This is a genomic window from Pseudobutyrivibrio sp. (genome assembly GCF_015057185.1).
Lineage (GTDB): Bacteria > Bacillota > Clostridia > Lachnospirales > Lachnospiraceae > Pseudobutyrivibrio.
Map to the genome: position 1 here is coordinate 1 of NZ_SVEV01000017.1, position 22,982 is coordinate 22,982.

Here is a 22,982-nt window from a genome sequence, read left to right on the forward strand (position 1 = left end):
CCTTTGAACAATGATTTTTATTAACCGGCAAGTTAACAATCATTATTCTATGAGAGGCACTCATTTTTTACAAACCTGATATTTTTACCCTAACAGGAATGCTCCTAGCCTTTGGCTATTGGAATATTATCATTAAAATTTAATTGATAATAGAAAAATATGCCATGAAATAGTAATATTTCATGGCATATCCTTCTATACATTATTTTCCTAAGTAGCCCACAAGAGGTTAAACTATTAATAATCGTCTCTCATTAACATGATGTCCAAACTCTGGCATGAATACCATGCTCTCCTTATCAGGATCCAAACCGTCCTGAATAATTGGTGGCATATAGCTTGAAGTAAAGCAGAATCCATACTTCAGGTCATGATAACCCTGTGCAAGTCCACCTGGCTTTTTCACCTTTAGAACTGCTGGACAGGTTGTTGCCCAATGTGTTTGGAAATCGGTACGCATTTCCTCATTTATGAAATCCTCACCCTTGATGTTCCAGACTATATCATCCTTCTCAATTTTCTCTCCATCGATGTAAAGAGTTCCCGGACGAATCTGTGAAAGAAAAATTCCCCTATAATATGGAAGTCTTACTTTAAATTGAAATCCTGTAATATTTCCATTTTCATCTTTTGTATTTCTAAATCCTACTGATTGAATAACCTGCTTTTCCATTGTCTACCTCCTAATCGCCCAAAAGATTCTTCAACATAATGTGGTGTTTTCTAAGTGTCTGACCAACCTCATAGCCATCATCATATTTGTCAGCACCTTCATATTCACTGAGCAAATATCCATCATAGCCATTATCCTGCATTACCTTGATGATTTCTGGATAAGGAATTGTTGTCTCTTCAAAATCATCACTCATATTGATGAATTTTGCATGGCAGCAATAAATATAAGGAAGTAATGGAATAATATCCTCTGGCTCATTAGGTGTGTAAAGTGGATCTCTCCACTCGCCCTCTTTGAAACCAGTTCTAAATACAGAGAAATCTATATTTAAACCAAAGTTCTTTGTGCCTGTTTCCTTAATAAAATCTACAAAATCTGTAACAAGCTTTCCTTTTAAATTAGAAGGAGTATGAATCTCAGGGCACATTTTGATGCCAAGCTCCTCTGCTAATGGAAGTGCGTCCTTGATAATCTCTCTCCAATTTGTCACAGGCTCAAGCAAGTCATTAATAACCGGCATTTTTGTTCGCATAACTGTAAATCCAAGTCTGTGAGCAAGGCGAATATCTCGCTTTAACATTTCCACAGACTCCTCCGTTGTCAGGTCTCTATCACCAAGCACATGAGAGTCTATCCAGTTTCCATATTCTAATGGAACGATTTCATACTTATCGCAAAGTCTCCACCAATTTTCTACCCATTCGTCTGTTGGATAAGGGTAATTCTCGATGTGAGTGTTAGCAAGGATTTCTATACCATGAGCACCCATGTCATGAATATCCTCAAAGCAATCCTCAAGTGTTTTTGTAAGACCAAATTCGGCTGAGTAACTATAAAGAGCCACACCACGCTTAGGTCCCGTCTTGTTGTACTGATACATAATAATTCTCCTTTTTCTTATAGTGTGTTAATGTTCTCTAATCACTCCAGCCGGCTATTTACCGGCGAGCTGTTCTACTAAGATGTCTAGGGATATTCTATGGGAGAAACCCGAATGAAGCTTTAAACTATTTACTATGAATCTGCCATTTTATTGCAATTTTTCACATCTAAATCCAAGTTTTGCAACAATTTAGATAATATTATTGCGACCTCGTTCATTTTAAATGCAAATTTAACTTTCACGCTTTAATGTGTTAATACATCAAATTGCAAACACTTTAAAGTGAAGGTATAATTGGTTCATTCTGTAATTTAGAAAAGGAGAAAATGTAATGAACGAAGAATTCAAACCTTACATCCCTGCGGATAAGGTTACTCCTGAGATTACTCCAGCTTCTATTATTATTGGTTTACTCTTAGCAGTAATCTTCGGTGCTGCTAACGCATACCTTGGACTTAAAGTTGGTATGACAATTTCAGCTTCTATTCCAGCAGCTGTTATTTCAATGGCAGTTATCCGCATCATCATGAAAAAGGATTCAATCCTTGAAAGCAACATGGTTCAGACAATTGGTTCCGCTGGTGAATCACTTGCTGCAGGTGCAATCTTTACAATGCCTGCACTTTTCATCTGGGCTAGAGAGGGCGTTATGGAAATGCCTTCACTTATCACAATCACTGTAATCGCTCTTTTCGGAGGACTTCTTGGTGTATTCTTTATGGTACCACTTAGAAGCGCTCTTATCGTACAGGAGCATGGTACTCTTCCTTATCCAGAAGGAACTGCTTGTGCAGAGGTTCTTCTTGCTGGTGAAGAGGGTGGTTCATCTGCAAAGTCAGTATTCCTTGGAATGGGAATCGGTGCCGTTGTTAAGTTCATCGTTGATGGCTTCCACTTAGTATCAGACGCTTGTGTGTTTACAATCAACTCATTTAAAACAGCATTTTCTGCTCAGGTTTATCCTTCACTTGTTTCAGTAGGTTACATCTGTGGCGCTCGTATTTCAGCATACATGTTTGCCGGTGGTATTATTGGCTGGTTTGTACTCATTCCAGCAATCGTTACTTTCGGTAGCGACATCACATTATATCCAGCATCTGTTTCTATTGCTGAGTTATATGCAACTGGTGGTGCTAGTGCTATCTGGTCAAACTACATCAAGTACATTGGTGCTGGTGCAGTAGCTTCAGCTGGTATCATCAGTCTTATCAAGACATTACCACTTATCGTTAGAACATTTACAGACTCAATCAAGAGTATCTCTCAGAAGACTGCAAAGTCATTCGAGCGTACTGCTTTAGACTTAGACATCAGAGTTGTACTTATTGGTATTGCCTTACTCATCCTTGCTATCTGGCTTGTACCTTTCGTACCTGTTACACTTCCAGGTGCAATCCTTATCGTAATCTTCGGTTTCTTCTTTAGTGCCGTAAGCTCACGTATGGTTGGTCTTGTAGGTAGCTCAAACAACCCAGTTTCTGGTATGACAATTGCTACAATCCTTATTGCAACAATCTGCCTTAAGGTTCTCGGCGACACAGGCGCTCACGGTATGAAGGGTGCTATCGCAATCGGTTCTGTTATCTGTATTGCAGCTTGTATGGCTGGTGATACATCACAGGATTTAAAGACAGGTTACATTCTTGGTGCTACACCTAAGAAGCAGCAGATTGGTGAGATCATGGGTACTATCGCAGCAGCTCTTGCTATCGGCGGTGTTATGATTCTTCTTGATAAGGCATATAGTTTTGGTTCAGGAGCTCTTGCTGCTCCACAGGCTACAATGATGAAGATGATCATCGAAGGTGTTATGAATGGAAACCTTCCATGGAACTTAATTTTCATCGGTGCATTTATTTCAATCGCTGTTGAGATCCTTGGTATTGCAGCCCTTCCTGTTTCAATTGGTTTATACCTTCCACTTGAGCTTTCATCAACAATTATGATTGGTGGTCTTATCAGAAAGTTCACAGACAGCTACAGCAAAAAGCGCCACGGAAAAGAAGGACAGGGTGTTCTCTTCTGCTCAGGTCTTATTGCTGGTGAAGGTTTAGTTGGTGTTATCATTGCTATTTTTACAGTTACAGGTGTTACAGGCTACATTGATCTTTCTTCAAAGGTTCCTACTGGTAATACTTCTGTAATCATTGTATTAGTATTAATCGCAGCAGCTGTAATTAAAGCAGCAGTAGACAAAGGAAATGAAAAATAATCAAAACTTTTTAGACTATGTATTCAAAATAAATGATGACCTTGTTTGGAAACAGGACGAAAACGGACAGGTCACAGTAGATATGGAAAACAAAGGTTTCACAAATAGAATTGCTCAGAAATTCTTTAAGAAGCCTGCTGTTTCCCATATAGAACTTGAAGGCATGGGAAGCTTCATATTTACCTGCATCGATGGAAAACGTAGTGTGTACGACATCGGATTATTACTCCATGACAAATTCGGAGACGAAGCCGAACCACTTTACGAACGCCTCAGCGTTTACATGAAGCACCTCGAAAATGTAGGATTTATACGTAAGGTATAAAAATACCCCGTTACGCTCTCAAGCCTGAGATATTGTCTTAGTGCACTAACACGTGCACTGCCGACAACACTCAGAGCTTGATAGCTACGGGGTATTTTTTTGCTTAAATTATATATTATCTAAGAATTTTATTGACTCCTTCTCTTAGACGACTTAAGCCGTCTTCTAGGGTAGCTTTTGTGCAAGCCACATTCATACGAAGGAAGTATCTACCTGCCTCACCATATTCAACACCCTCAGTGATATATAAGCCAGTTTCTTTTCTAATGAAATGGGCTACTTCATCACTGGTTTTGCCAAGACCGCTTATGTCTAACCATACAAGGTAAGTTGCCTCGGCCTTTACTACCTTAATCTCAGGAATCTCTTTTTCAACAAACTCCTCTACTCTATGTCTGTTGGCAAATACATACTCACGCATCTCATCAAGCCACTGTCCACCCTCATTGAAGGCTGCAATAGTGACTACCTGAGCAAATGCATTTGGCTCTGCTACCTCATCAGTATTAAGGGCTCTCCAGACCTTATGTCTAATGAATTTATTAGGAATAACAACTGCTGATGTCTGCATGCCTGCAATGTTGAATGCCTTTGTAGGAGCAATACATGTAATACTAATATCCTTACAAGTATCAGATACACTGGCAAAAGGAACGTAATCCTTGCCTGGTGCTGTTATGTCGCAGTGAATCTCATCAGATACCACTGTAACACCGTATTTCTCAGCCAGCTGACCTACCTTTTCAAGAGTATCTCTGTCCCATATATTTCCGGCAGGATTCTGCGGATTACAGAGAATCATAAGTGATGCCTGAGGGTCAGACATTTTCTCTTCTAGGTCTTCTAAATCCATAGAGTACTCACCATTCTCATATTTGAGCGGACTCTCCAGTGGTCTGCAACCATTATTGATAATGCTGTTAAAGAATATATTATATACAGGTGTCTGTATAATTACCTTTTCGTTAGGAGTTGTAAGCTTTCTAACTATAGAAGAAATAGATGGGATAACACCTGTAGAAAAAACAAGCCACTCCTTTTGAATATCAAATCCATGGCGAGTTTTCCACCAATTCTGATAAGCCTTGTACCAGTCATCCACAATATCTGAATAACCAAAAACCCCGTGTTCTAATTTCTTTGCAATAGCAGCCCTAATCTCTGGGGCAGCCTGAAAATCCATATCAGCCACCCACATTGGAAGCTCATTTGCTGCCACATCCCATTTTAACGAATCAGTACCACGTCGATTAATATCTACATCAAAATTGTATTTTCCCATTTTTTTCTCCAAAACTAGTTATTTCTACGCCACTCTACAACTTCCTGCTTTTCTCCAACTGCCTTGCAGACAATCTTTGTAAGGCTAGGATCTACCATATCCTTTTCTACAATTAGTGTCTCAATCTCAGGAGCTGAAATTGTACCACTGATTGGATTGAACACACTATCTACCTTGCTTGTAATCTCTGCGTCAATGTTTTTAGCATATTCAAATGAAAGGGTTGTATTGATAAGCTTGCAGTTTTTCATTGTAAGATTATCAATGTAGCAAAGTCCCTGTAAGCTCTCAATTGTACAATTTACAAATGTGACATTCTTAGAATTCCAGCCTAAGTACTCTCCACAAATATATGAATCATAAACTGTAACATTCTCTGTATTCCAGAAAGCATCCTTTGACAATAATACGGAATTACGAATTGTGATATTCTTAGCTCCGTCAAAAGAATAGTTGCCATCTAATCTAAGACCGTCAACCTCAATATTCTCCGAGTTCATAGCAAAGTAATGTCCCTTTGCTGTAACCTGCTTGATATTGATGTTTTTGCAATTCCAGAAGGTCTCCTCTGCATTTGTAAGGTCAACATTTTCAAGGGTAACTCCATCACAACGTCTGAAATTCTTAGGGGCAGTAATGAGAGAATCCCTGATAGTGATATTGTTAGTGTACCAAACGCCTGAACGTGCCATCTCGAACCAGTTACAATTCTCTACTAAGACGTTGTTAGAATACCAAATAGGATACTTCCATTTGAACTGAGAACCATAAACCTCAATGTTCTTGCTCTCCTTTAATGGTGACTCTCCATCATCAAAAATAGAATCATATATTTTGGCACCATCTACTGCATATAGTGCTCTCTCGCCTTTGAAAAATTCTTGTCTATACTCGTTCATTTAAAATAACCTCCATAATCAAATCCAGACGTTATTGTATCACCGAAATTTAATTTTGTAAAATTAAATTTTACGGCATAGAGTCTGACTCTACTGGCTGTAGGACGTCCCAATGCTCTGCAAGTTTTCCATCTACAAGTCTATATATATCAACTACCCTACAGCGAGTATCACCGTTTGGAGCAGTATTTTTCAGATAAACTGCCACCATATTATCCTCTTCAATCATAAATTTAATTTGAAGATGAAACTCTGGATTTTCCTTGAATTTATCCTCAAATGCATCCATGAGTGCTTGACGCCCCTGTCCAACACCAGGATTGTGCTGGATATAATCTTCTCTAACGTATTTTTCTGCTGCACTTATAATGTGATCATTAAAAAATTCCTGATAAAAATTTCTAATAACTTCTTTGTTTGTCATTTTAATTTCTCCTAATAATATTAATTTTTATTATAACCGATATTTGTCTTATGTCTTACAACTAAAAAGTTTTTTCACATATTTCACACAAAGTTGCAAAATTTTAAAAAGAACTAAAATAAAAATAACCTCTAAAATCCACAAGGTGCAGCCAAGTTAATGGCTGCACCCTTTTTTTTATGACTCTACTGGTACCAGATATTCTTTGATGTACTGAAAATCATCAATGTTGTAACACACGATTTCATACTCAGTAATCTCTGGATTAGAAAAAATACCTGTGAGAGCAATGAATTGTGTAAGCTTTGATGCAAGGTTAAGAACATCCTTTTCATCAGTGATAAGCTCTACTCTACCTGTACATTTTTCCAACGCCTTAAAAAATCCATCAATGTTTTGTATTTCTTTTACTCTCATGGTTTCCTCCTAAACTATGCATTGATTGTAGAATCAAAATTCTTAATTCTTTCATTCATAAGCTTATCAAGCTTTTCCTTATTTGCCATAATCTTTGGACCACAAATTGCACCAAATCCTTGAATTTCCAGTGTGTGCTCTCTAAGCCCCTTGAATGTACCACGCGCACGCTCCTGCTCTTCTTTTGTAAACTCTACCTGGATTCCATCATTAACAATTGAAAGCTGACCATGAATTCCACAGATTGGGCATGTTACTGTTGTAGAACCTGGGTTAACCATAAGAAGTCTCTGATGACATACTGGACAAACCTCTTCAGGCTTTCCTTCTGGACGGAAGAACTCAACTGAGTCATCCTCAAGACCAAGAACTGTTCTCTTACCCATCTCGTGCATATTCTCAATAAGCTTGTCATCAAGGTATGGATTTCCTGTTGTACCCATGCAATTAGCATTGTAATTGCCCATTACCTTCATCATTGGAGGGAATCCAAAGATATGAAGTGTTGCTGTACCCATTGATGTCCAATCGTCTGTGATAGCTCCACCAATCGAAATATATGATACAGTTCTCTTCTTGAGTCGCTCCATTGGAAAATCATCAGCATTTCCTGGGAGCTCACCATTTCTTCTCTTATCGAGAACATAAGTAATTGCAGAATAATCATGTCGGCATGAAAATCTGTCAATAAAATCCTTTAGCTGACCTACTGGCTGAAGAGCGTATACTGGGGCACCAAGAATAATTGCGTCAGCCTCACGAATTTTATCCTCAAGAGCTTGAAAATCATCTTGGAAAATACATACATTATCTTTTCCCTTCTCAAGAGCTGTGGAGCAAGCACCACAGCCACGGCATCTACCTATGTTCATGTTTATCGTATTTACGAATTCGATTATTGCATCCGGCTTAGCGGACTTTGCACCAAAAAGAGCCTCTTTTACTAATATATCTGAGTTTCCATTCTTTCTACCAAAAGAAATACCTAAAACTTTCATCATCTTTCTCCATTTCTATATAAATTGTTCTGCATAGTGACAAGCCACAACGTGATTTGGCTTCATTTCCCTAAGCTTTGGTTCCTCTGCATAGCATTTTTCTGTTGCATAAGGACATCGAGCTGCGAATCGACAGCAAGGCTTTGGATCGATTGGCGATGTAAGTTCTCCTTTTAACACCATTCTCTCATGTTTTGCATGTACATCAGGAATAGGTATAGCACTAAGCAATGCCTGTGAATATGGATGAATAGTGTGTTTAAATATTTCATCCGCAGGACATTTCTCAATCATCTGACCTAAGTACATAACTACAATGTCATCTGAGATATGTTTAACAACTGACATATCGTGAGTGATAAACATGTATGTGAGGCCTCTTTCCTCCTGTAAATCCTGAAGTAGATTTAAAATCTGTGCTTGAATAGAGACATCAAGAGCGGATACCGGCTCATCACAAACAATGAACTCAGGGTTAAGTGATAGGGCTCTGGCAATGCCTATACGCTGACGACGTCCGCCGTCAAGTTCATGAGGGTAAACGCCCTCTAGTCTCTTTGCAAGCCCAACAAGTTCCATCATCTCTTTGGCCTTTGCAGTAACCTCAGATTTTGACATTCCCTTGTTGTTAGTTTTAATAGGTTCCTCAACAAGCTGAAGAACGTTCATTCTTGGATCCAAGCTGGCATATGGATCCTGGAATATCATCTGTATATTTGCACGATATTTTTTCTTAAATTCTTTAATTGGCATATTTGCAATATCTACGCCGTTATATAATACTTCTCCTGATGTTGGCTCATGAAGTCTCATGAGAGTTTTTCCAAGTGTGGATTTACCACAACCTGACTCACCAACAACACCTACTGTTTTTCCTTTTTCAATACTTAAAGATACATTATCTACTGCATGAAGGGTTCCTCGAGGAGTAGAAAAATATTTCTTCAGGTTTTTAATCTCTAATAAATTCTCTGCCATTATTTTTCTTCCTCCACTTTTTCTCTTGCCTGATATTTAAGGCATTTAACCACATGACCATCTGAGATTTCATATGGTGTTGGGTCGTGAAGCTTGCATGCATCACATTTTTCATCACATCTGTCATAGAAGCTACAGTGGCTTGGCAAATCTGATGGGTCACAAACCATTCCTGGGATAACATGTAGACGCTCCACCTCTTTGTCTAATGAAGGAATTGATTTGTATAATGCCTTTGTGTAAGGATGCTTTGGATTATCAAAAATTTCCTCCAAAGTTCCATATTCAACAATTTCACCAGCGTACATTACTGCACAGTGGTCACACATTTCTGCTACAACACCAAGGTCATGAGTGATAAGTATTGTTGATGTGTTGTGCTTTTTTTGAAGAGCACGCATCATATCAAGAATCTGGGCCTGAATAGTAACGTCAAGTGCTGTAGTAGGCTCATCTGCTATAAGCAGCTCTGGCTCGCAGGCAAGTGCTATGGCAATTACGATACGCTGCTTCATTCCGCCTGAGAACTGATGAGGATAATCCTTATATCTTTCTGGAACGATTCCTACAAGAGCAAGCATATCCTGAGCGCGCTTTAATGCCTCTGCCTTAGAGCATTTGTCATGTAACAAGATAACCTCTGCTATCTGGTCACCTACTGTTTTAACCGGATTAAGAGCTGTCATTGGGTCTTGGAAAATCATTGAGATTTTCTTACCTCTTACTGCCCTCATTTCTCTTTTTGATTTCTCTAAAAGGTTTTCACCCTGGAATTTTATTTTTCCTTTTTTGATAGCTCCAACTCTCTCTGGAAGAAGTCCCATGATTGCCAGAGCAGTTGTTGTCTTACCTGCACCTGTCTCCCCAACAAGTCCAAGGATTTCCCCTTTTTTCATGGTAAGCTTTATATTATTTACAGCCTCTACTACCTCATCTTCTGTTTCGTAGTGAACAACCAAATCTTCTATCTCTAAAATATTTTCGTCCATCTCTAACTCCTCTAACATTTACTTCGACTTAGGATCAAATGCGTCACGCAAGCCATCACCTAAAAGGTTGAAGGCGAAGCATGTAATCATAATCATAAGAGCTGGGAAAAGCATCATGTATGGACTACTTGTGAGATAAGATTTGCCATCATTAAGGATAAGTCCCCACTCTGGTGTAGGTGCAGCCAAACCAACTCCGATGTAACTCATTGAAGACATCATCATGATTGATACTGCAAGGAATCCTACAAAATAGATAATCATTACACCTGCTGCATTTGGAATCATGTGTTTGAAAATCATTTTCATCTGGCCAACACCGATTGCCTCTGAAGATTCGATATAATCACAGCCACGAACACGAAGAATTGCCGCGCGGTTGTTTCTAGCCATTGTAGGCATTGATGCAAACATTACTGCTGCAACAAGTTGTGGAATACCATTTCCTAATACAGAAACGATACACATTGCCATCATAATCATTGGAATAGACTGGAAAATATCCATAATTCTCATGATTATTGTATCTACCTTTCCACCACAGTAGCCTGCAATAATTCCAAGCAAACCACCGGAAAAAAGTGCTGCGATTGTACAGAACAACGCAATAAATAGTGAGTATCTAGCGCCGTAAACACATCGGCTAAAAATATCTCGGCCAAACTGGTCTGTGCCAAATAAATGAGCACTGCTTGGCTTTTGCATCATTGCTGTGTAGTCCTGAGCCTGATAATCATATGGTGCTATAAAATTAGCGAATAATGCTACTAGGATAAGAAGGCCTACAACTATAAGACCAATGATCGCTGTTTTATTTCTTCTAAATCTTTTCCATGCTTCATAAGCTGGAGTTGATTTAATAGGTTTGTTTCTCTTTGCCTTTTTCTTTGCTATTTTCTCCATCTCTGGAGTGTACATTTTTGCCATTTCTTTCTCCTCCGTCAATGAATATTAAGCTACTTTTTTTACTTTCTTTTTACCACCAGAAATAATGGTAGTTTTAAGTCTTGGATCAATGATGATGAAGCTTATATCAACTAGCAAATTGATTACCGTAAGTACGATAGCTATGATAAGGGCTCCACCAAGAACTGATGGGTAATTACGCTGTGTAATTGAATCCGTAATGTACTTACCAACACCAGGAACACCAAATACTGTTTCAAGAACCATAGCACCACCAATGGAATTTCCAAGGTTTGTTCCTATTGACTGAGCAACTGGAATCATTGCATTTCTAAGGGCATGGTGCTTTGTGATGTTTCGCTCTGTCTGTCCCTTTGCTCTAGCTGTTCTGATGTAATCCTCTGAAAGCACCTCAAGCATTGATGAACGAGTGATACGTGTGTAGCTTGCTACCGATGAAAGTCCGATACAAAGCATTGGCATAATATATCCTGCTGCTGTCTCAATTCCGTTTGAAGGAAGCAAGTGATAAGTTACGGCAAATATAAAAATCAATACCAAACCAACAACGAACTCTGGCACTGATTGGAAAAACATAGAAATGACAAGTACTAACGAGTCAATCCATGTGTATTTTCGAAGTGCAGATATAATACCTAAAATAATACCGATGATAGCACCAATGGCCACCGCTCCAAGTGTAATAAGACCTGATGTCTTTAGTCTTGGAAGAATCTCTGATAATACTGAATTTCCTGTTCTATAGGAATCTCCAAAATCTCCTCTTGTTACAATACCTTTTATATAGTTTCCATACTGAATAATAACCGGATCATTAAGACCTAATTCTTCACGTTTTGCCTCTACCTGTTCTTGAGTAGCATCGTTACCTAGAATTACTCTGGCTGGATCGCCAGGAGTAAATGTTTTTAGTGCAAAAATAATTGCTGACACTCCAAGCATTATAGGAATGAGATACAAAATTCTCTTGATAATATATTTAATCATCGCATTCTCCCATAATTTAATAATCTTTTCCCTTTCGGGAAGAACCGCCTATCGAAGACCTCGCAGGCTCGGAAGGCGGTTCGTGGTAAACAATTTCTTGCTCAGCAAGAAATTATTTACTCCCTGTAGAAATTAGTTACATCAAGGAATCCTCTTTCTCTTGTTGTAAGTCCCTTAATATCTGTCTGAGTAATAACAGCCTTCATTTCTGGGCAAAGGTTAAGTACTAATGTGTCCTTCTTGAAAAGCTCTTCAAGCTCTGCAACCTTTTCTTTAGCCTCATCATTGTCCTTAGCCTGAATTACTGCCTCAACTGCTGCTTCGATTTCAGGTGTTGTATACTTGTCACCACCGATATTGAATGTATCAATTGACTCCTGATCAAAGAATACCCAAGCTGATGGATTTCTTGAATCAAGGTACTCACCTACGATAATTACATCATAGTCGCCACCATTAGCACCCTGTACAAATGTTGGAATGTCAACTGTGTTGATTTCAAGTGTGATACCAACCTGTGCAAGCTGTGCCTGCATTACTGTGTACAAACCTTCTGTATCCTGAGCACCAAGTGCTGTGATTGTAAGTCCATCACCATAACCAGCTTCTTCAAGAAGTGCCTTAGCACCTTCAATATCCTGTGCTCTTTCCTCTGTTGTATAGTAATCAACTGCAAATGGTACATCTGCATCAATATAGCCAAGTGACTGTGTTCCCTGTCCACCAGTCTGGTATGCAGCAATTGCGTCGTAATCAAATGCCTTATCAATTGCTTCTCTTACTCTTACGTCCTGCATTGGCTTAGAATCACGAATGTTCATCCAAAGGTGCATTACCTGACCAAAGCTGTAGAATGAAGTCTTTACATTCTCATTGCTTACATATGTTGATGCCTGAGCAACTGAGATATCATAAGCTACTGTTGCATCACCAGCTTCAACTGCCATTTCACGGCTTGCAGCATCCTGAGTGAATGTAAACTTGATTTCTTTGAAGTATCCAGCGTAATCTGGGTTCCAATAATCTTCATTTCTCTCAAGGAGTACATACTGTCCCTGAACCCATTCCTTAAATTTGTACTTACCAGAACCAATAACTGGATTCTTAGAAGCAGCTTCATATCCGCCACATGCTTCAACTTCTTCCTCTGAGAAAATACCAAATGGAGTCCATGTAAGCATTGTGATAATATCTGGAGCAATAGTATTAAATCCAAGGATTACTGTATGCTCATCAACAACCTCGTTCTTTGAAGGATCAAGGAACTTACCACCATCATTGTTGCCTGACTGAGAAGCAAGTGTCTCAAATGTGTAAACAACATCTTCTGGTGTCATTGTTGAACCGTCTGTCATTTTTACATCATCACGAAGTGTGAACTGTAATCTGTAATCATCAACCCATTCCCAGGCTGTAGCAAGGTTAGGAATAATCTCACCAGTTGTCTGATCCTGAGCTACAAGTGTATCAAGCATAGCGCCAGAAATGATACTAGACTCATTTTCTGACTGGCCAACAAGTGTTGGTGCAAGTGATGATGGTTCAGAAGCAAGTGCAACCACGAGAGTTTCATCAGTTTTTTCTGTGTTTGCAGCGTCTGTGTTAGCTGTATTTTCAGCTACAACCTTTTCGCCTTCACCAGAAGCTGTGTTCTGGCTTCCTGAATCAGAGCCGCCGCAGGCAACCATTGAAAGTGCCATTACTGCAGCAAGACCAGTACTAACTAATCTCTTCAATTTCATTTTTCTTCTCCTTTTCAATCCCTAATTCTTTCAAGTGTTTTTTACCCAATACTAACTACTTGATGTATTAATTTTAGCGATTAAGGAGTTTCGAAAATATTTCGTTTTTGTCCAAATTGTGAACAAAACACATCAAAAATAGCCTGATGTTAATAATAATTTTTATCAAATAGTCATATAGGTCAAAAATCAAATATGGATTTTTGACCTATATCTTTTTATTCATGTGTATATCAAACTTGATTTACTTATAAAGACTAGTAATATCGATATAACCTCTTTCAAGAGTCTTATATCCCTTGATATCCTTTGATGTCATATTTGCATACATCTCTGGGAAGGTATTTGAAAATGGCATACTCTCTTTTACTAGATCTTCAAATTCTTTTGCATATTCCTTTGCCTTTGTCTCATCTGGCTCCTGAATCAGCTTGTCCAAAATCTCTTCGATTTCAGGTGTTGTCCACTTTGCACCACCGATGCAGAATGTATCAATACTAGACTGTCTAAAGAATGTGCAAATAGCAGGATATCTAGCATCAACCATATCACCTACATGAATCAAATCGTAATCACCACTGTTAGCAGCGCCTACAAATGCAGGAGTATCTAAGATTTCAATTGTGACATTGATGCCAACTTGACTAAGGTTATCCTGAATAACAGTAAATACCTGTTCCTGATCCTGCATTCCTACTAATGTAAGATCAAGACCATCGCCGTAGCCTGCTTCCTCAAGAAGTGCCTTAGCTCCCTCAATATCTACTGCTCTTTCCTCTGCTGTAAATGTTTCATTATAGTATATGCTGTCATCTGGGAAATAACCATGGACTTCTGTTCCAAAGCCACCGGTTCCTACCTGGGCAATAGCATCAAAATTTAAAGCCTTATCAATAGCTTGACGAACTCTAATATCACTTGTTGCACCAGCATTTGGTCCCATGTTGTACCACAATCTTGTATTCTGACCAAAGCCATGAACAATAAGATTGATTTCCTCGTTTCCAGCATATGTAGCAGCTGTATTTATAGGCATGTTATAGGCTACCTGTGCGTCTCCTGAAAGGATAGACATTGCACGTGCAGCTGGGTCCTGGATAAATACAAGTTTTATCTCTTTGAAATATCCTACATAATTGTCATCCCAGTAATCATCATTTCTCTCAAGTAAAATGTACTGACCATTTACCCATTCCTTGAAACGATATTTTCCTGAACCCATAACAGGATTTTTATCTGCAGCTTCATAGCCACCTAAAGCATTTACCTCGTCCTCACTAACAATTCCAAAGTTACCCCAAGCAAGCAGATTCAAAAAATCTGGTGCTGTTGTATTAAACTCAATTGTTACAGTATGCTCATCATCTGCTACTGCTCCAGAAAGGAATCTTCCTGTATCAGTATTTGGACTCTGCTGCATCCATGTATTAACACAGTACACAACATCATCTGCTACAAGTGGTGAACCATCAGACATAATTACATCATCACGAAGTGTAAATTTGCAATGTGTATCATCAATCCATTCCCACTCACTAGCTAAAGCAGGAAGAACATCACCTGTGTTTCTGTCAACGTGAACTAAAGTATCAAACAATGCAGAACCGATAATTACGCACTCGTTTTCCTGCTTTCCAGTACCACCTGCCCACAGGCCTGATGGCTCAGAGGTAAGCTGAATAACAATCTGTTCATCCGATTTTTCTGTATTATCAGGATCAACATTTGCATCGAATATATTCGATGCAGTAGGTGCTGTAGAAGCCTCACCAGTCTCTCCAGCTGTGTTTGTATTATCAGTAGTACCTGAATTACTCCCACATGCTACCATTGCAAAGGTTGTAATAACCGTAAGCCCCAATGCAACCATTTTTCTTAACTTCATAAAAATCCTCCTTCTCCATAAGAGTTTATTTTATATTGTTACCCATGCTGCATCCTGATTACTGCTTTCCACACATGCATGTGTAAATTTAACCCCATGTACACCTGCATCTACCGTTGGAAAATCGTAGTCCTTCTCTGTTAATTTTTCCCCATTCTTTTTCTTTAGGAGCGCCTTTGCCCATACTTTGTACATATTAGCAAATGCTACATATAATCCTTCAGGATGTCCTGATGGTAACCTATTTAGCTCGGCAGCATACTCTGACATATATGCCATTCCTCTGTGGCAAACCTGAGTAGGCTGACCCTTTTTAGTAACATATAAAACATTAGGATTCTCTTGCTGCCATTCGATAGCACCCTTTGTACCGAATATTCTCACCACCAGACCATTCATATGTCCTACACACACTTGTGATGAGCAAAATACGCCATGGGCTCCATTATCAAACTCAACGAGAATATTTGCATTTAAATCTAGAGGCTGATTAAAATAATCAAGCTTTGCTGCAACTCTTTTTACAGTAAGTCCTGTCATATAAGAAACTGTATGTTCAATATGAGTGCCAATATCACCAACACAGTTTGATATACCAGCAACCTTAGGATCCTTTCTCCATACAGAAAGCTTATTCATGGTGTCCTCGCCAGCTTCCACGTCATCAATTAACCATTCCTGAAGGTATTCCGCATTTACGTTAATAACCTCTCCTATTTCGCCACTAAGGATTCTCTCCCTAGCTTCTTTAACCATTACATTTCCAGAATATGAATAGTTAACACCAAAAAGTAATCCCTTTTCAGCTGCGATTTTTTTCAATTCTTCTGCTTCGTATTCTTCAAAGCAAAGAGGCTTCTCACAGAAAACGTGAATACCATTTTCAAGGAAAACCTTTGCCACACTATAGTGGACTCTATTTGGAGCTGCGATGGTTACAAAATCAATTCCATCCTCTCTAGCTCCTTCCTTGATAGCCATATCCTCATAGCTGTCATAAACACGCTCATCATCCAGTTCATAAAACTCTTTACAGGCTTTATTTTTCTCTGGGTTTGTACTAAATGCGCCTGCAACAAGGACACAGGTTTTATCAAACTCTGCAGCGATTCTATGAACATTACCTATGAACGAATCAAGGCCTGCTCCTACAACACCATATCTAAGCTGTTTCACCATAATCAAATCCCCCTATTAATTAGTTGCAATAGCTGCGTCAAAAGCTACATCAGAAGGAGCAAAATCTACCTTTCTGACAAAGGCTGCAGCCTCTGTTCCGCCAGCAACACGCTCCATTCCAGAATCCTCCCATTCTACTGAAAGAGGTCCCTGATAATTTACAGCATTGAGAACTCTAATGATTTCCTCAAAATTAACATCGCCATGACCAAGGGAACGGAAATTCCAACCTCTTCTTAAGTCACCAAAATCAATGTGCGAACCAAGTAGTCCACTTCTGCCATCAAGAGTAACTGCTGCATCCTTCATATGAACGTGATAAACCCTATCTGCAAAATCCTTTAGGAATAAATGAGGAGTGATTCCCTGCCAAATCAAATGACTTGGATCAAAGTTAAGACCAAACTCAGGTCTATTCTCAAATTTCTTTAAAAGTCTTTCTGTAGAATAATAATCAAATGCTATTTCACCTGGATGAACCTCAAGTGCAAATACACAATCATTTTTCTTGAACTCATCTAGGATTGGACACCATAATTTATAGATTTCATCAAATCCAACAGCAATCATTTCCTCTGTTGTCTGAGGGAATGAATATAAATATTTCCAAATTGGGGAACCTACAAAGCCTGTGATAATTTTTACACCAAGTTTTTTTGCAACAACTGGTGCGTATTTCATCTGCTGAATTGCCCAGGCTCTAATCTCATCTTTTTTACCAGCAAGCTCTGCTGGAGCAAAATTATCAAGTCGAGGATCATTGTAATCGCCTACGCATTGTCCAATTACATGTGTAGCTAATGCCTTGCAAACAAGTCCATTATCTTTTAGATTTTTTTTAATTTCTTCTACATATGCATCATCCTTGATAGCACGCTGCAAATCTAAATGACTGCCCCAGCAAGCAATCTCAAGACCGTCATAGCCCATTTGCTTTGCCAATTTACACATTTCCTCGAATGGTAAATCAGCCCACTGACCTGTCATTAAAGTTACTAATCTTCCCATGTTATTCGCCCTCCTTATCTACTTCAAAAAACATTGTTGTAAATCCATCTCGTTCTACAAATATTGCATGAACTGGAAGCGGGAGCTTAGTGCGATATTCCTTAGCAGTCTTTTTACTTACCCCAAAAACAGTGGCGTTAAACTTTACTCCCTCTTCTAATTCCACTATTCCATAGCAGTATGGTCCTATTTTTGAATTCCATGGATCAGCATTTAATGTAGCTGGAATGATTATGCTGTGTAGCTTGCCCTTGCCTGACAGCTCTACCCATTCAGTCTCATGATAGCCACAGGTATTACATGCATATCTAGGCGGAAACTCGATAGCTCCACATTCCTTACATTTTCTTGCCAGGATTTTGTGATTCTCAAGGCCTTCATAAAATGGGGCGACAATTTTTTCAATCTTCATTTTTCTCCCTCCTTAATCAACTGCCTTTAGAATTGGAATACAGCAGTTTTGTCCACCGCCGAATCCTCTAAGCATTGCTGTCTTTGGATTATTCTTTACCTGTCTAGGACCTGCCTGACCTCTAAGCTGTAAAACAGCCTCATAAACATCAGCCATTCCAGATGCGCCAAAGGCATGTCCGTAAGAAGTTCTTCCTCCATGTGGATTGATTGGCTTATCACCATCAAATGCTGTACGTCCTTCCAGTACCCATTTCCAGCCCTCACCTCTTGGTAAATAACCTACCTCTTCTGCTGCAAGTAACTGAGATGGTAGTACAAAATCATTTACTAATAGAAGATCAATATCCTCTGGTTTATAGCCTGTAGACTCATAAACCTGTCTTGCTGCTTCTTTTGTTATTTCCATTTCATTGTGTGGTCTCATAAGTTCTAAACAAGATGAACCTATGCCAACTACCTGAATCGGTTTTTGCTTAAACTTTTTAGCCATTTCAAGAGGGCAAACGATACAACATGCGGCGCCATCAGCGCCTGGAGCATTACCGGTAACACGAAGATACTGAGTTGTTTTTGGATTGAATGGAGATCTAAGATATTCCATTGGATCATCCATGCCTGCTCTTTTTGCCGCCTCTTCGAATGGCTCTCTATACATTGCAAGTGGATTGAGTGCTGCTGCACGTCTTCCGTGATAAGACATAGTGTTTAATACTTCATCAACCTGCTCATCTGTCAGACCGTATGTATTTTTATATAAATCAATCCAATCATCCTGACCTATATGACCGCCACCTAATGCTCTAGTGTAGGCTCTGTCCATAATTGCTTCCAAATCTGGAACAAGCTCCTCTAATGTAAGAGGGGTTCTAATATGAGCTGGCTTACCTTTTACCGGCATGCCATTTGCCATTTCAACTGCACCTGTAAGTACAATGTCATGGGCTCCGCTGGCTACATCCTCAACTGCCTCCTGCAATGCAACATATCCGCTGCAACATGCTTCTGAATGGTGGACTGAGCCTTTACCTCTCACTCCAAACCATTCAGCAACTTGCATGTTAGGAGTAGCAGCATTATTAAAGAATTTAGGATTTGCAGAAGCGTGATAGAAGAATTCAATATCTCTTGGCTCCAACCCAGCATCTGCTATAGCCTGCAGTGCTGCTGTGCCAAAGAATTCTCCCTCTGTTAGACCCTGTAATTCTGGATCATCATTAATATTGCAAAATGGTGTTGCCCCAATACCTATAATTGCAACTTCACGATTATATTTACCTACTCTCCCTGGGACCATAACTGTCCTCCTATTTTCTACTGTCAGCCTTAAGTTCCAAATATAAAACTTCCTGTGGTGTTAGCTTAACGTTTAATGCACCAAGTGAAGATTCAATCTCACTTCTGTTAGCTGCACCAATAATTGGAAATGCATTAAGAGGACTATCAAGAACATATGCCATAGCTACCTGTGGAATTGTGCAGCCCTTCTCCTCTGCGATTTCCTTGCATCTATCAAGTCTTACGAAGTTTTCTTCATAGCAGTATCCAATTCTGCAGAACTGATCAATTGCCTCTGGGTCATTTGCAAGAAGCTCTCTTGTAATACGTCCTGAGAATAATCCACGTGCAAGTGATGAGTATGCTAAAACTGGCATTTGATTTTTTGTGTACCACTCCTGTGCTTCTGCATTCTTGTTGCCTGCGATTGTTACACAACCTGGTGCAAATGGATTCTTAACCTGCTCAGCCAAGCTAAAGTTTGGAGAAGACACAGACATCGGTGTGAGATTATGAGCGTATGCATACTCATTTGCCTCTTCCAATCTCTGGTGTGTCCAGTTAGAGCCACCAAATATTTTGATACGTCCTGCAGCCTGATGCTCATTTAACTTTTCTACAATTGGACCTACTGGAAGCTCTGTGTTATCTCTGTGTAACAGATAGATATCAAGATAATCCGTCTGAAGTTCTGCAAGTGTTTCTGCAAGGTCAGAATCAATATCATATGGTGTCACACGCTGGCGATAATCTGTTGGGTGTGCGCCCTTTGATAAAAGTACGATATTCTCTCTTACACCACGTGTCTTAATCCACTCACCTACAGTTGGCTCAGAATCATATGCTCTAGCTGTATCAATAGCTGTAATTCCTAAATCATATGCAGCGTCTAGTGTCTGAAAATGCTTTTCCTTGTTGTCTGGAAACATTCCGAATGTTCCCATGAAAAATTTACTAACCTTCTTGTCGATTCCATCAAACTTTACATATTCCATAATTTCTTTCTCCTTTAATTAATTCGTATTTACGTATTAGCTAACCTTGAAATTGGCATCTAAACCGCCAGTTTTCTCCTCGTTGTAGACCTCAAGGAAAAGACCTGTCTCCTTGTGTAAATCAAGATATGCAAACTCCATACCGATTTCTGGATCCTTGCACCACAGCCATGGGTCCCTACCTGTGAGCTTCTTGTGCTCTTCGATTACCTTTCCAAAATCATCTCTTGTGATTACTGCAATGTGATGCATTCCTGGGCCATGTTCCTCAAGCCAACTCTTATATGGGCTATCGCTGATAGGCTGAATAAGCTCAATTTCAAATCCCCAGCAATTGCAGAATGCCATGATTGTCTGAAGTCTTTCTCTCTTACCATTTAATGTGAAATCAGGGAACTCATTTGAATCAAGTGGGCTAACTCTCCATGGTCCAATGCCAAGCTTTTCATAGTTCTTGATTGACTCCTCAACATCCTCAACGATAATTCCAATCTGTAAAAATTTTGCAAGTTGTGTATCCATTTTTATTCCTCCTAAAATTTGTTATTTGTATATTGGATCTAGCACTGTGTCTATATAATTTTTTGTAAGTAATATGGTTGCAAGTGGCTCAGGTGTTCCATCAGATTCGATTCCAACCCAGCCCTTGTGATTGTGCTTTTTCATAAGCTCCCACAAGCCTTCAAAGTCAAGGACTCCACCACCTGGCTCCCAGAACCATCTGCCACCTTTTTCATCAAACTCTGCACCTGGACCAAATCGCTTTTTATCAGGTGCATTAACATAAGTTGTATCCTTAATGTGGAAATACTGAACTCTATCATGATAAGCATCATAGAATTTCAAAATATCCTTACCCATGATTGCTACCTGTGCAGTATCCAAACAGTAGTAAACATATCTTGGATCAGTCATCTCTAAGAATTTCTCATGGTCATATTTATTTACTGCGCACCAAAACTCATTATGGATTGATACTGCCAGTCCTTTTTCTGCACACATGCGACCAACTGTATTCATACACTCTGCCACATTTTTAAGTCCTTCTTCATCAAGAGGCCCTGTTCCATAGTATTGACCTGCTGGCTGAACAATTAAATTTATTCCACCACACTCAGCCAAGGCATCTATGGCCTGCCGTTCGTACACATAAATTGCTTCGTGGTTTCTCTTGTCTTGTGAACCAACATGATGAGAAAACATTCCTGTAATTCGTTCAATGCCTCTTTCTTTAGCAAAATCCTTGAAGTTTTTCATAGAGCCAAAGGCATTTTGAATACTAGGTACAGAAAAGACCATTATCTCTATTCCCTTAAAGCCTGCTCCTGCAAAATATCTAAGGATTTTATCCCAGTCCTGATAGTAATAGGCATTTCCAAAATCACCCATGTACCACTCGTTGAAATTATTTATTTTCTTGTAGTTAATGTTTCCCCAAAGGTTGGTCATATATGAGTAATTAATATTTCTCTCTTCCATTACTTATCCCTCCCTTTGGTGTATTCTTTTTCCAATCTATTCCAGAAGGTTCTAAGTCGAAGTATTCCTTTAGGAATGTCTAGAGAATATTTAGATTCAAGAATTACAGGACCATCAAAGCCTGCTTCTTTCAAAGTTTTGTACAAACCGTTAAAGTCTATGTCACCATAGCCTAAATCCCAGTAAACTCTTTGGTTTTCACCGTCCTGAGGAAACTCTGGAGAAATAGTAGCTCTCACATTTGCCTCGTCCTTGAATTTGGAATCAGTGAAATATGCCACCTGTAGCTGGTTTGCATACTTTTTCATGTAAACCTTGTAATCCGTATTTACGATATATAAATGTGCTGGATCTGGAGTGTAACTAATTAGGTTTTTATCTAGCTTTTCAATAAAAGCATCTACCAAATCACCTGCCATAGTCGTCCAAAATTCATTTCTCACTACAGCATTAATTCCTAGTTCCCTACATTTTTCTCCAATTCGATTAACACATGCTGCCATTTCATCTTGAAATTTCAAGATTTTACCTTCGTCATCACCAAATTCCTGTTTTAGAAATCCAGCGCCAGGTGTCGGCGAAATAACAAGAGTACTGCCTTTTAATTCTTTTAATGCTTGTGCAGCATCAACCGCATACTGGTAAAATCCATCAGCATATTTATCCATTGTCAGTCCAGTTTCAAAAAGGCTGTTATACATAGCCTGAGCTGAAACTGACACAGCTTCTACATTCTCAATTCCCTTGTCATTAAGATAATCAAGATATCCTGCTGGGGAGCCAAAGCGAGTCCTTATTGATGCTGTGCATATTGGCGCACCATTACGGGAAACATTTTCCGTATTAGGTACAAGTGGTATCATCACAGAAGTAAACCCTGCTGCCGCAAACATATCAGTAAGTTCATCCCAATACCATTTTGCTGCTCTTAAGAATGCTCCTGGTCCGCTAGTATCCGCATTTACGATACCGTAGCTTGCAACTGGCTTCATATCATTTTCCCTCCTT

The 22,982-nt window shown here is 39.2% G+C and carries 23 protein-coding genes; 2 read left to right on the plus strand and 21 right to left on the minus strand.

The genetic code is table 11. The annotated features are described in order from the left end of the window. Positions 1 to 229: 229 nt before the first annotated feature. Together E7276_RS08210 and E7276_RS08215 are read right to left on the minus strand one after the other, a co-directional pair. The gene (locus tag E7276_RS08210) at positions 230 to 673 is read right to left on the minus strand and encodes a C-glycoside deglycosidase beta subunit domain-containing protein (RefSeq protein ID WP_294216138.1); all 444 of its coding nucleotides are present in this window, start codon (positions 671 to 673) and stop codon (positions 230 to 232) included. A gap of 10 nt (positions 674 to 683) precedes the next feature. Further along, positions 684 to 1,556, minus strand: coding sequence for a sugar phosphate isomerase/epimerase family protein (locus E7276_RS08215; RefSeq protein WP_294216141.1), 873 nt, complete (start codon positions 1,554 to 1,556; stop codon positions 684 to 686). A 334-nt stretch (positions 1,557 to 1,890) separates the two neighbouring features. Between E7276_RS08215 and E7276_RS08220 the strand changes: the two genes are divergently transcribed. Together E7276_RS08220 and E7276_RS08225 are read left to right on the plus strand one after the other, a co-directional pair. Continuing rightward, complete coding sequence (locus tag E7276_RS08220; protein WP_294216143.1) at positions 1,891 to 3,771, plus strand: OPT family oligopeptide transporter; 1,881 nt, start codon at positions 1,891 to 1,893, stop codon at positions 3,769 to 3,771. Then, a complete protein-coding gene (locus E7276_RS08225) occupies positions 3,761 to 4,096 on the plus strand; it encodes a PqqD family protein (RefSeq protein ID WP_294216145.1) in 336 nt (111 codons plus the stop codon). Before E7276_RS08220 ends, E7276_RS08225 begins: the two co-directional genes overlap by 11 nt. A gap of 115 nt (positions 4,097 to 4,211) precedes the next feature. On the opposite strand, the gene E7276_RS08230 is transcribed toward E7276_RS08225, so the two are convergent. The 19 genes from E7276_RS08230 to E7276_RS08320 all read right to left on the minus strand — a co-directional run bounded on the left by E7276_RS08230 (position 4,212) and on the right by E7276_RS08320 (position 22,966). Continuing rightward, entirely contained in the window at positions 4,212 to 5,378 is a 1,167-nt protein-coding gene (locus E7276_RS08230) for a MalY/PatB family protein (RefSeq protein WP_294216147.1), read from the minus strand. Positions 5,379 to 5,392: 14 nt separating this feature from the next. Next, complete coding sequence (locus tag E7276_RS08235; protein ID WP_294216150.1) at positions 5,393 to 6,277, minus strand: DUF3737 family protein; 885 nt, start codon at positions 6,275 to 6,277, stop codon at positions 5,393 to 5,395. A 70-nt stretch (positions 6,278 to 6,347) separates the two neighbouring features. Further along, positions 6,348 to 6,701, minus strand: a complete 354-nt coding sequence (locus tag E7276_RS08240; protein WP_294216153.1) for a nuclear transport factor 2 family protein — start codon at positions 6,699 to 6,701, stop codon at positions 6,348 to 6,350. Positions 6,702 to 6,878: 177 nt separating this feature from the next. After that, positions 6,879 to 7,118 carry a polya polymerase gene (locus E7276_RS08245; protein ID WP_294216155.1) on the minus strand — a complete coding sequence of 80 codons (240 nt, stop codon included), beginning with the start codon at positions 7,116 to 7,118 and terminating at the stop codon, positions 6,879 to 6,881. A gap of 14 nt (positions 7,119 to 7,132) precedes the next feature. Further along, positions 7,133 to 8,119, minus strand: coding sequence for a flavodoxin family protein (locus E7276_RS08250; protein ID WP_330598956.1), 987 nt, complete (start codon positions 8,117 to 8,119; stop codon positions 7,133 to 7,135). A 12-nt stretch (positions 8,120 to 8,131) separates the two neighbouring features. Beyond that, on the minus strand, positions 8,132 to 9,094 hold the full coding sequence (locus E7276_RS08255) for an ABC transporter ATP-binding protein (RefSeq protein ID WP_294216157.1): 963 nt from the start codon (positions 9,092 to 9,094) through the stop codon (positions 8,132 to 8,134). Then, positions 9,094 to 10,083, minus strand: coding sequence for an ABC transporter ATP-binding protein (locus tag E7276_RS08260; protein ID WP_294216159.1), 990 nt, complete (start codon positions 10,081 to 10,083; stop codon positions 9,094 to 9,096). The genes E7276_RS08255 and E7276_RS08260 overlap by 1 nt, the downstream gene beginning before the upstream one ends. Before the next feature lie 18 nt (positions 10,084 to 10,101). After that, the gene (locus tag E7276_RS08265; RefSeq protein WP_294216161.1) at positions 10,102 to 11,010 is read right to left on the minus strand and encodes an ABC transporter permease; all 909 of its coding nucleotides are present in this window, start codon (positions 11,008 to 11,010) and stop codon (positions 10,102 to 10,104) included. Between the two features lie 24 nt (positions 11,011 to 11,034). Further along, positions 11,035 to 11,997: an ABC transporter permease gene (locus tag E7276_RS08270; RefSeq protein ID WP_294216164.1), complete on the minus strand. Its 963-nt coding sequence runs from the start codon at positions 11,995 to 11,997 to the stop codon at positions 11,035 to 11,037. Between the two features lie 116 nt (positions 11,998 to 12,113). Beyond that, positions 12,114 to 13,739 carry an ABC transporter substrate-binding protein gene (locus tag E7276_RS08275; protein ID WP_294216167.1) on the minus strand — a complete coding sequence of 542 codons (1,626 nt, stop codon included), beginning with the start codon at positions 13,737 to 13,739 and terminating at the stop codon, positions 12,114 to 12,116. Positions 13,740 to 13,983: 244 nt separating this feature from the next. After that, entirely contained in the window at positions 13,984 to 15,624 is a 1,641-nt protein-coding gene (locus E7276_RS08280; RefSeq protein WP_294216170.1) for an ABC transporter substrate-binding protein, read from the minus strand. A 30-nt stretch (positions 15,625 to 15,654) separates the two neighbouring features. Then, a complete protein-coding gene (locus tag E7276_RS08285) occupies positions 15,655 to 16,803 on the minus strand; it encodes a Gfo/Idh/MocA family protein (protein ID WP_294216173.1) in 1,149 nt (382 codons plus the stop codon). A 15-nt stretch (positions 16,804 to 16,818) separates the two neighbouring features. Then, entirely contained in the window at positions 16,819 to 17,811 is a 993-nt protein-coding gene (locus tag E7276_RS08290; protein WP_294216177.1) for a sugar phosphate isomerase/epimerase family protein, read from the minus strand. 1 nt (position 17,812) lies between these two features. Beyond that, positions 17,813 to 18,223 carry a Zn-ribbon domain-containing OB-fold protein gene (locus E7276_RS08295; RefSeq protein WP_294216180.1) on the minus strand — a complete coding sequence of 137 codons (411 nt, stop codon included), beginning with the start codon at positions 18,221 to 18,223 and terminating at the stop codon, positions 17,813 to 17,815. 12 nt (positions 18,224 to 18,235) lie between these two features. Next, positions 18,236 to 19,519 (minus strand): thiolase family protein, encoded by a 1,284-nt coding sequence (locus E7276_RS08300; RefSeq protein WP_294216183.1) that lies wholly within the window; start codon positions 19,517 to 19,519, stop codon positions 18,236 to 18,238. A gap of 10 nt (positions 19,520 to 19,529) precedes the next feature. Then, positions 19,530 to 20,495, minus strand: coding sequence for an aldo/keto reductase (locus E7276_RS08305; RefSeq protein ID WP_294216187.1), 966 nt, complete (start codon positions 20,493 to 20,495; stop codon positions 19,530 to 19,532). A gap of 36 nt (positions 20,496 to 20,531) precedes the next feature. After that, positions 20,532 to 21,017 (minus strand): VOC family protein, encoded by a 486-nt coding sequence (locus E7276_RS08310; RefSeq protein ID WP_294216190.1) that lies wholly within the window; start codon positions 21,015 to 21,017, stop codon positions 20,532 to 20,534. 21 nt (positions 21,018 to 21,038) lie between these two features. Then, entirely contained in the window at positions 21,039 to 21,974 is a 936-nt protein-coding gene (locus E7276_RS08315) for a sugar phosphate isomerase/epimerase family protein (protein ID WP_294216192.1), read from the minus strand. After that, positions 21,974 to 22,966 (minus strand): sugar phosphate isomerase/epimerase family protein, encoded by a 993-nt coding sequence (locus tag E7276_RS08320; protein WP_294216195.1) that lies wholly within the window; start codon positions 22,964 to 22,966, stop codon positions 21,974 to 21,976. The genes E7276_RS08315 and E7276_RS08320 overlap by 1 nt, the downstream gene beginning before the upstream one ends. Positions 22,967 to 22,982: the final 16 nt, after the last annotated feature.

Bases quoted from the DNA above. Each gene is read 5' to 3' on its own strand.
- E7276_RS08210 (WP_294216138.1), bottom strand. From the start codon at position 673: ATGGAAAAGCAGGTTATTCAATCAGTAGGATTTAGAAATACAAAAGAT.
- E7276_RS08215 (WP_294216141.1), bottom strand. From the start codon at position 1,556: ATGTATCAGTACAACAAGACGGGACCTAAGCGTGGTGTGGCTCTTTAT.
- E7276_RS08220 (WP_294216143.1), top strand. From the start codon at position 1,891: ATGAACGAAGAATTCAAACCTTACATCCCTGCGGATAAGGTTACTCCT.
- E7276_RS08225 (WP_294216145.1), top strand. From the start codon at position 3,761: ATGAAAAATAATCAAAACTTTTTAGACTATGTATTCAAAATAAATGAT.
- E7276_RS08230 (WP_294216147.1), bottom strand. From the start codon at position 5,378: ATGGGAAAATACAATTTTGATGTAGATATTAATCGACGTGGTACTGAT.
- E7276_RS08235 (WP_294216150.1), bottom strand. From the start codon at position 6,277: ATGAACGAGTATAGACAAGAATTTTTCAAAGGCGAGAGAGCACTATAT.
- E7276_RS08240 (WP_294216153.1), bottom strand. From the start codon at position 6,701: ATGACAAACAAAGAAGTTATTAGAAATTTTTATCAGGAATTTTTTAAT.
- E7276_RS08245 (WP_294216155.1), bottom strand. From the start codon at position 7,118: ATGAGAGTAAAAGAAATACAAAACATTGATGGATTTTTTAAGGCGTTG.
- E7276_RS08250 (WP_330598956.1), bottom strand. From the start codon at position 8,119: ATGATGAAAGTTTTAGGTATTTCTTTTGGTAGAAAGAATGGAAACTCA.
- E7276_RS08255 (WP_294216157.1), bottom strand. From the start codon at position 9,094: ATGGCAGAGAATTTATTAGAGATTAAAAACCTGAAGAAATATTTTTCT.
- E7276_RS08260 (WP_294216159.1), bottom strand. From the start codon at position 10,083: ATGGACGAAAATATTTTAGAGATAGAAGATTTGGTTGTTCACTACGAA.
- E7276_RS08265 (WP_294216161.1), bottom strand. From the start codon at position 11,010: ATGGCAAAAATGTACACTCCAGAGATGGAGAAAATAGCAAAGAAAAAG.
- E7276_RS08270 (WP_294216164.1), bottom strand. From the start codon at position 11,997: ATGATTAAATATATTATCAAGAGAATTTTGTATCTCATTCCTATAATG.
- E7276_RS08275 (WP_294216167.1), bottom strand. From the start codon at position 13,739: ATGAAATTGAAGAGATTAGTTAGTACTGGTCTTGCTGCAGTAATGGCA.
- E7276_RS08280 (WP_294216170.1), bottom strand. From the start codon at position 15,624: ATGAAGTTAAGAAAAATGGTTGCATTGGGGCTTACGGTTATTACAACC.
- E7276_RS08285 (WP_294216173.1), bottom strand. From the start codon at position 16,803: ATGGTGAAACAGCTTAGATATGGTGTTGTAGGAGCAGGCCTTGATTCG.
- E7276_RS08290 (WP_294216177.1), bottom strand. From the start codon at position 17,811: ATGGGAAGATTAGTAACTTTAATGACAGGTCAGTGGGCTGATTTACCA.
- E7276_RS08295 (WP_294216180.1), bottom strand. From the start codon at position 18,223: ATGAAGATTGAAAAAATTGTCGCCCCATTTTATGAAGGCCTTGAGAAT.
- E7276_RS08300 (WP_294216183.1), bottom strand. From the start codon at position 19,519: ATGGTCCCAGGGAGAGTAGGTAAATATAATCGTGAAGTTGCAATTATA.
- E7276_RS08305 (WP_294216187.1), bottom strand. From the start codon at position 20,495: ATGGAATATGTAAAGTTTGATGGAATCGACAAGAAGGTTAGTAAATTT.
- E7276_RS08310 (WP_294216190.1), bottom strand. From the start codon at position 21,017: ATGGATACACAACTTGCAAAATTTTTACAGATTGGAATTATCGTTGAG.
- E7276_RS08315 (WP_294216192.1), bottom strand. From the start codon at position 21,974: ATGGAAGAGAGAAATATTAATTACTCATATATGACCAACCTTTGGGGA.
- E7276_RS08320 (WP_294216195.1), bottom strand. From the start codon at position 22,966: ATGAAGCCAGTTGCAAGCTACGGTATCGTAAATGCGGATACTAGCGGA.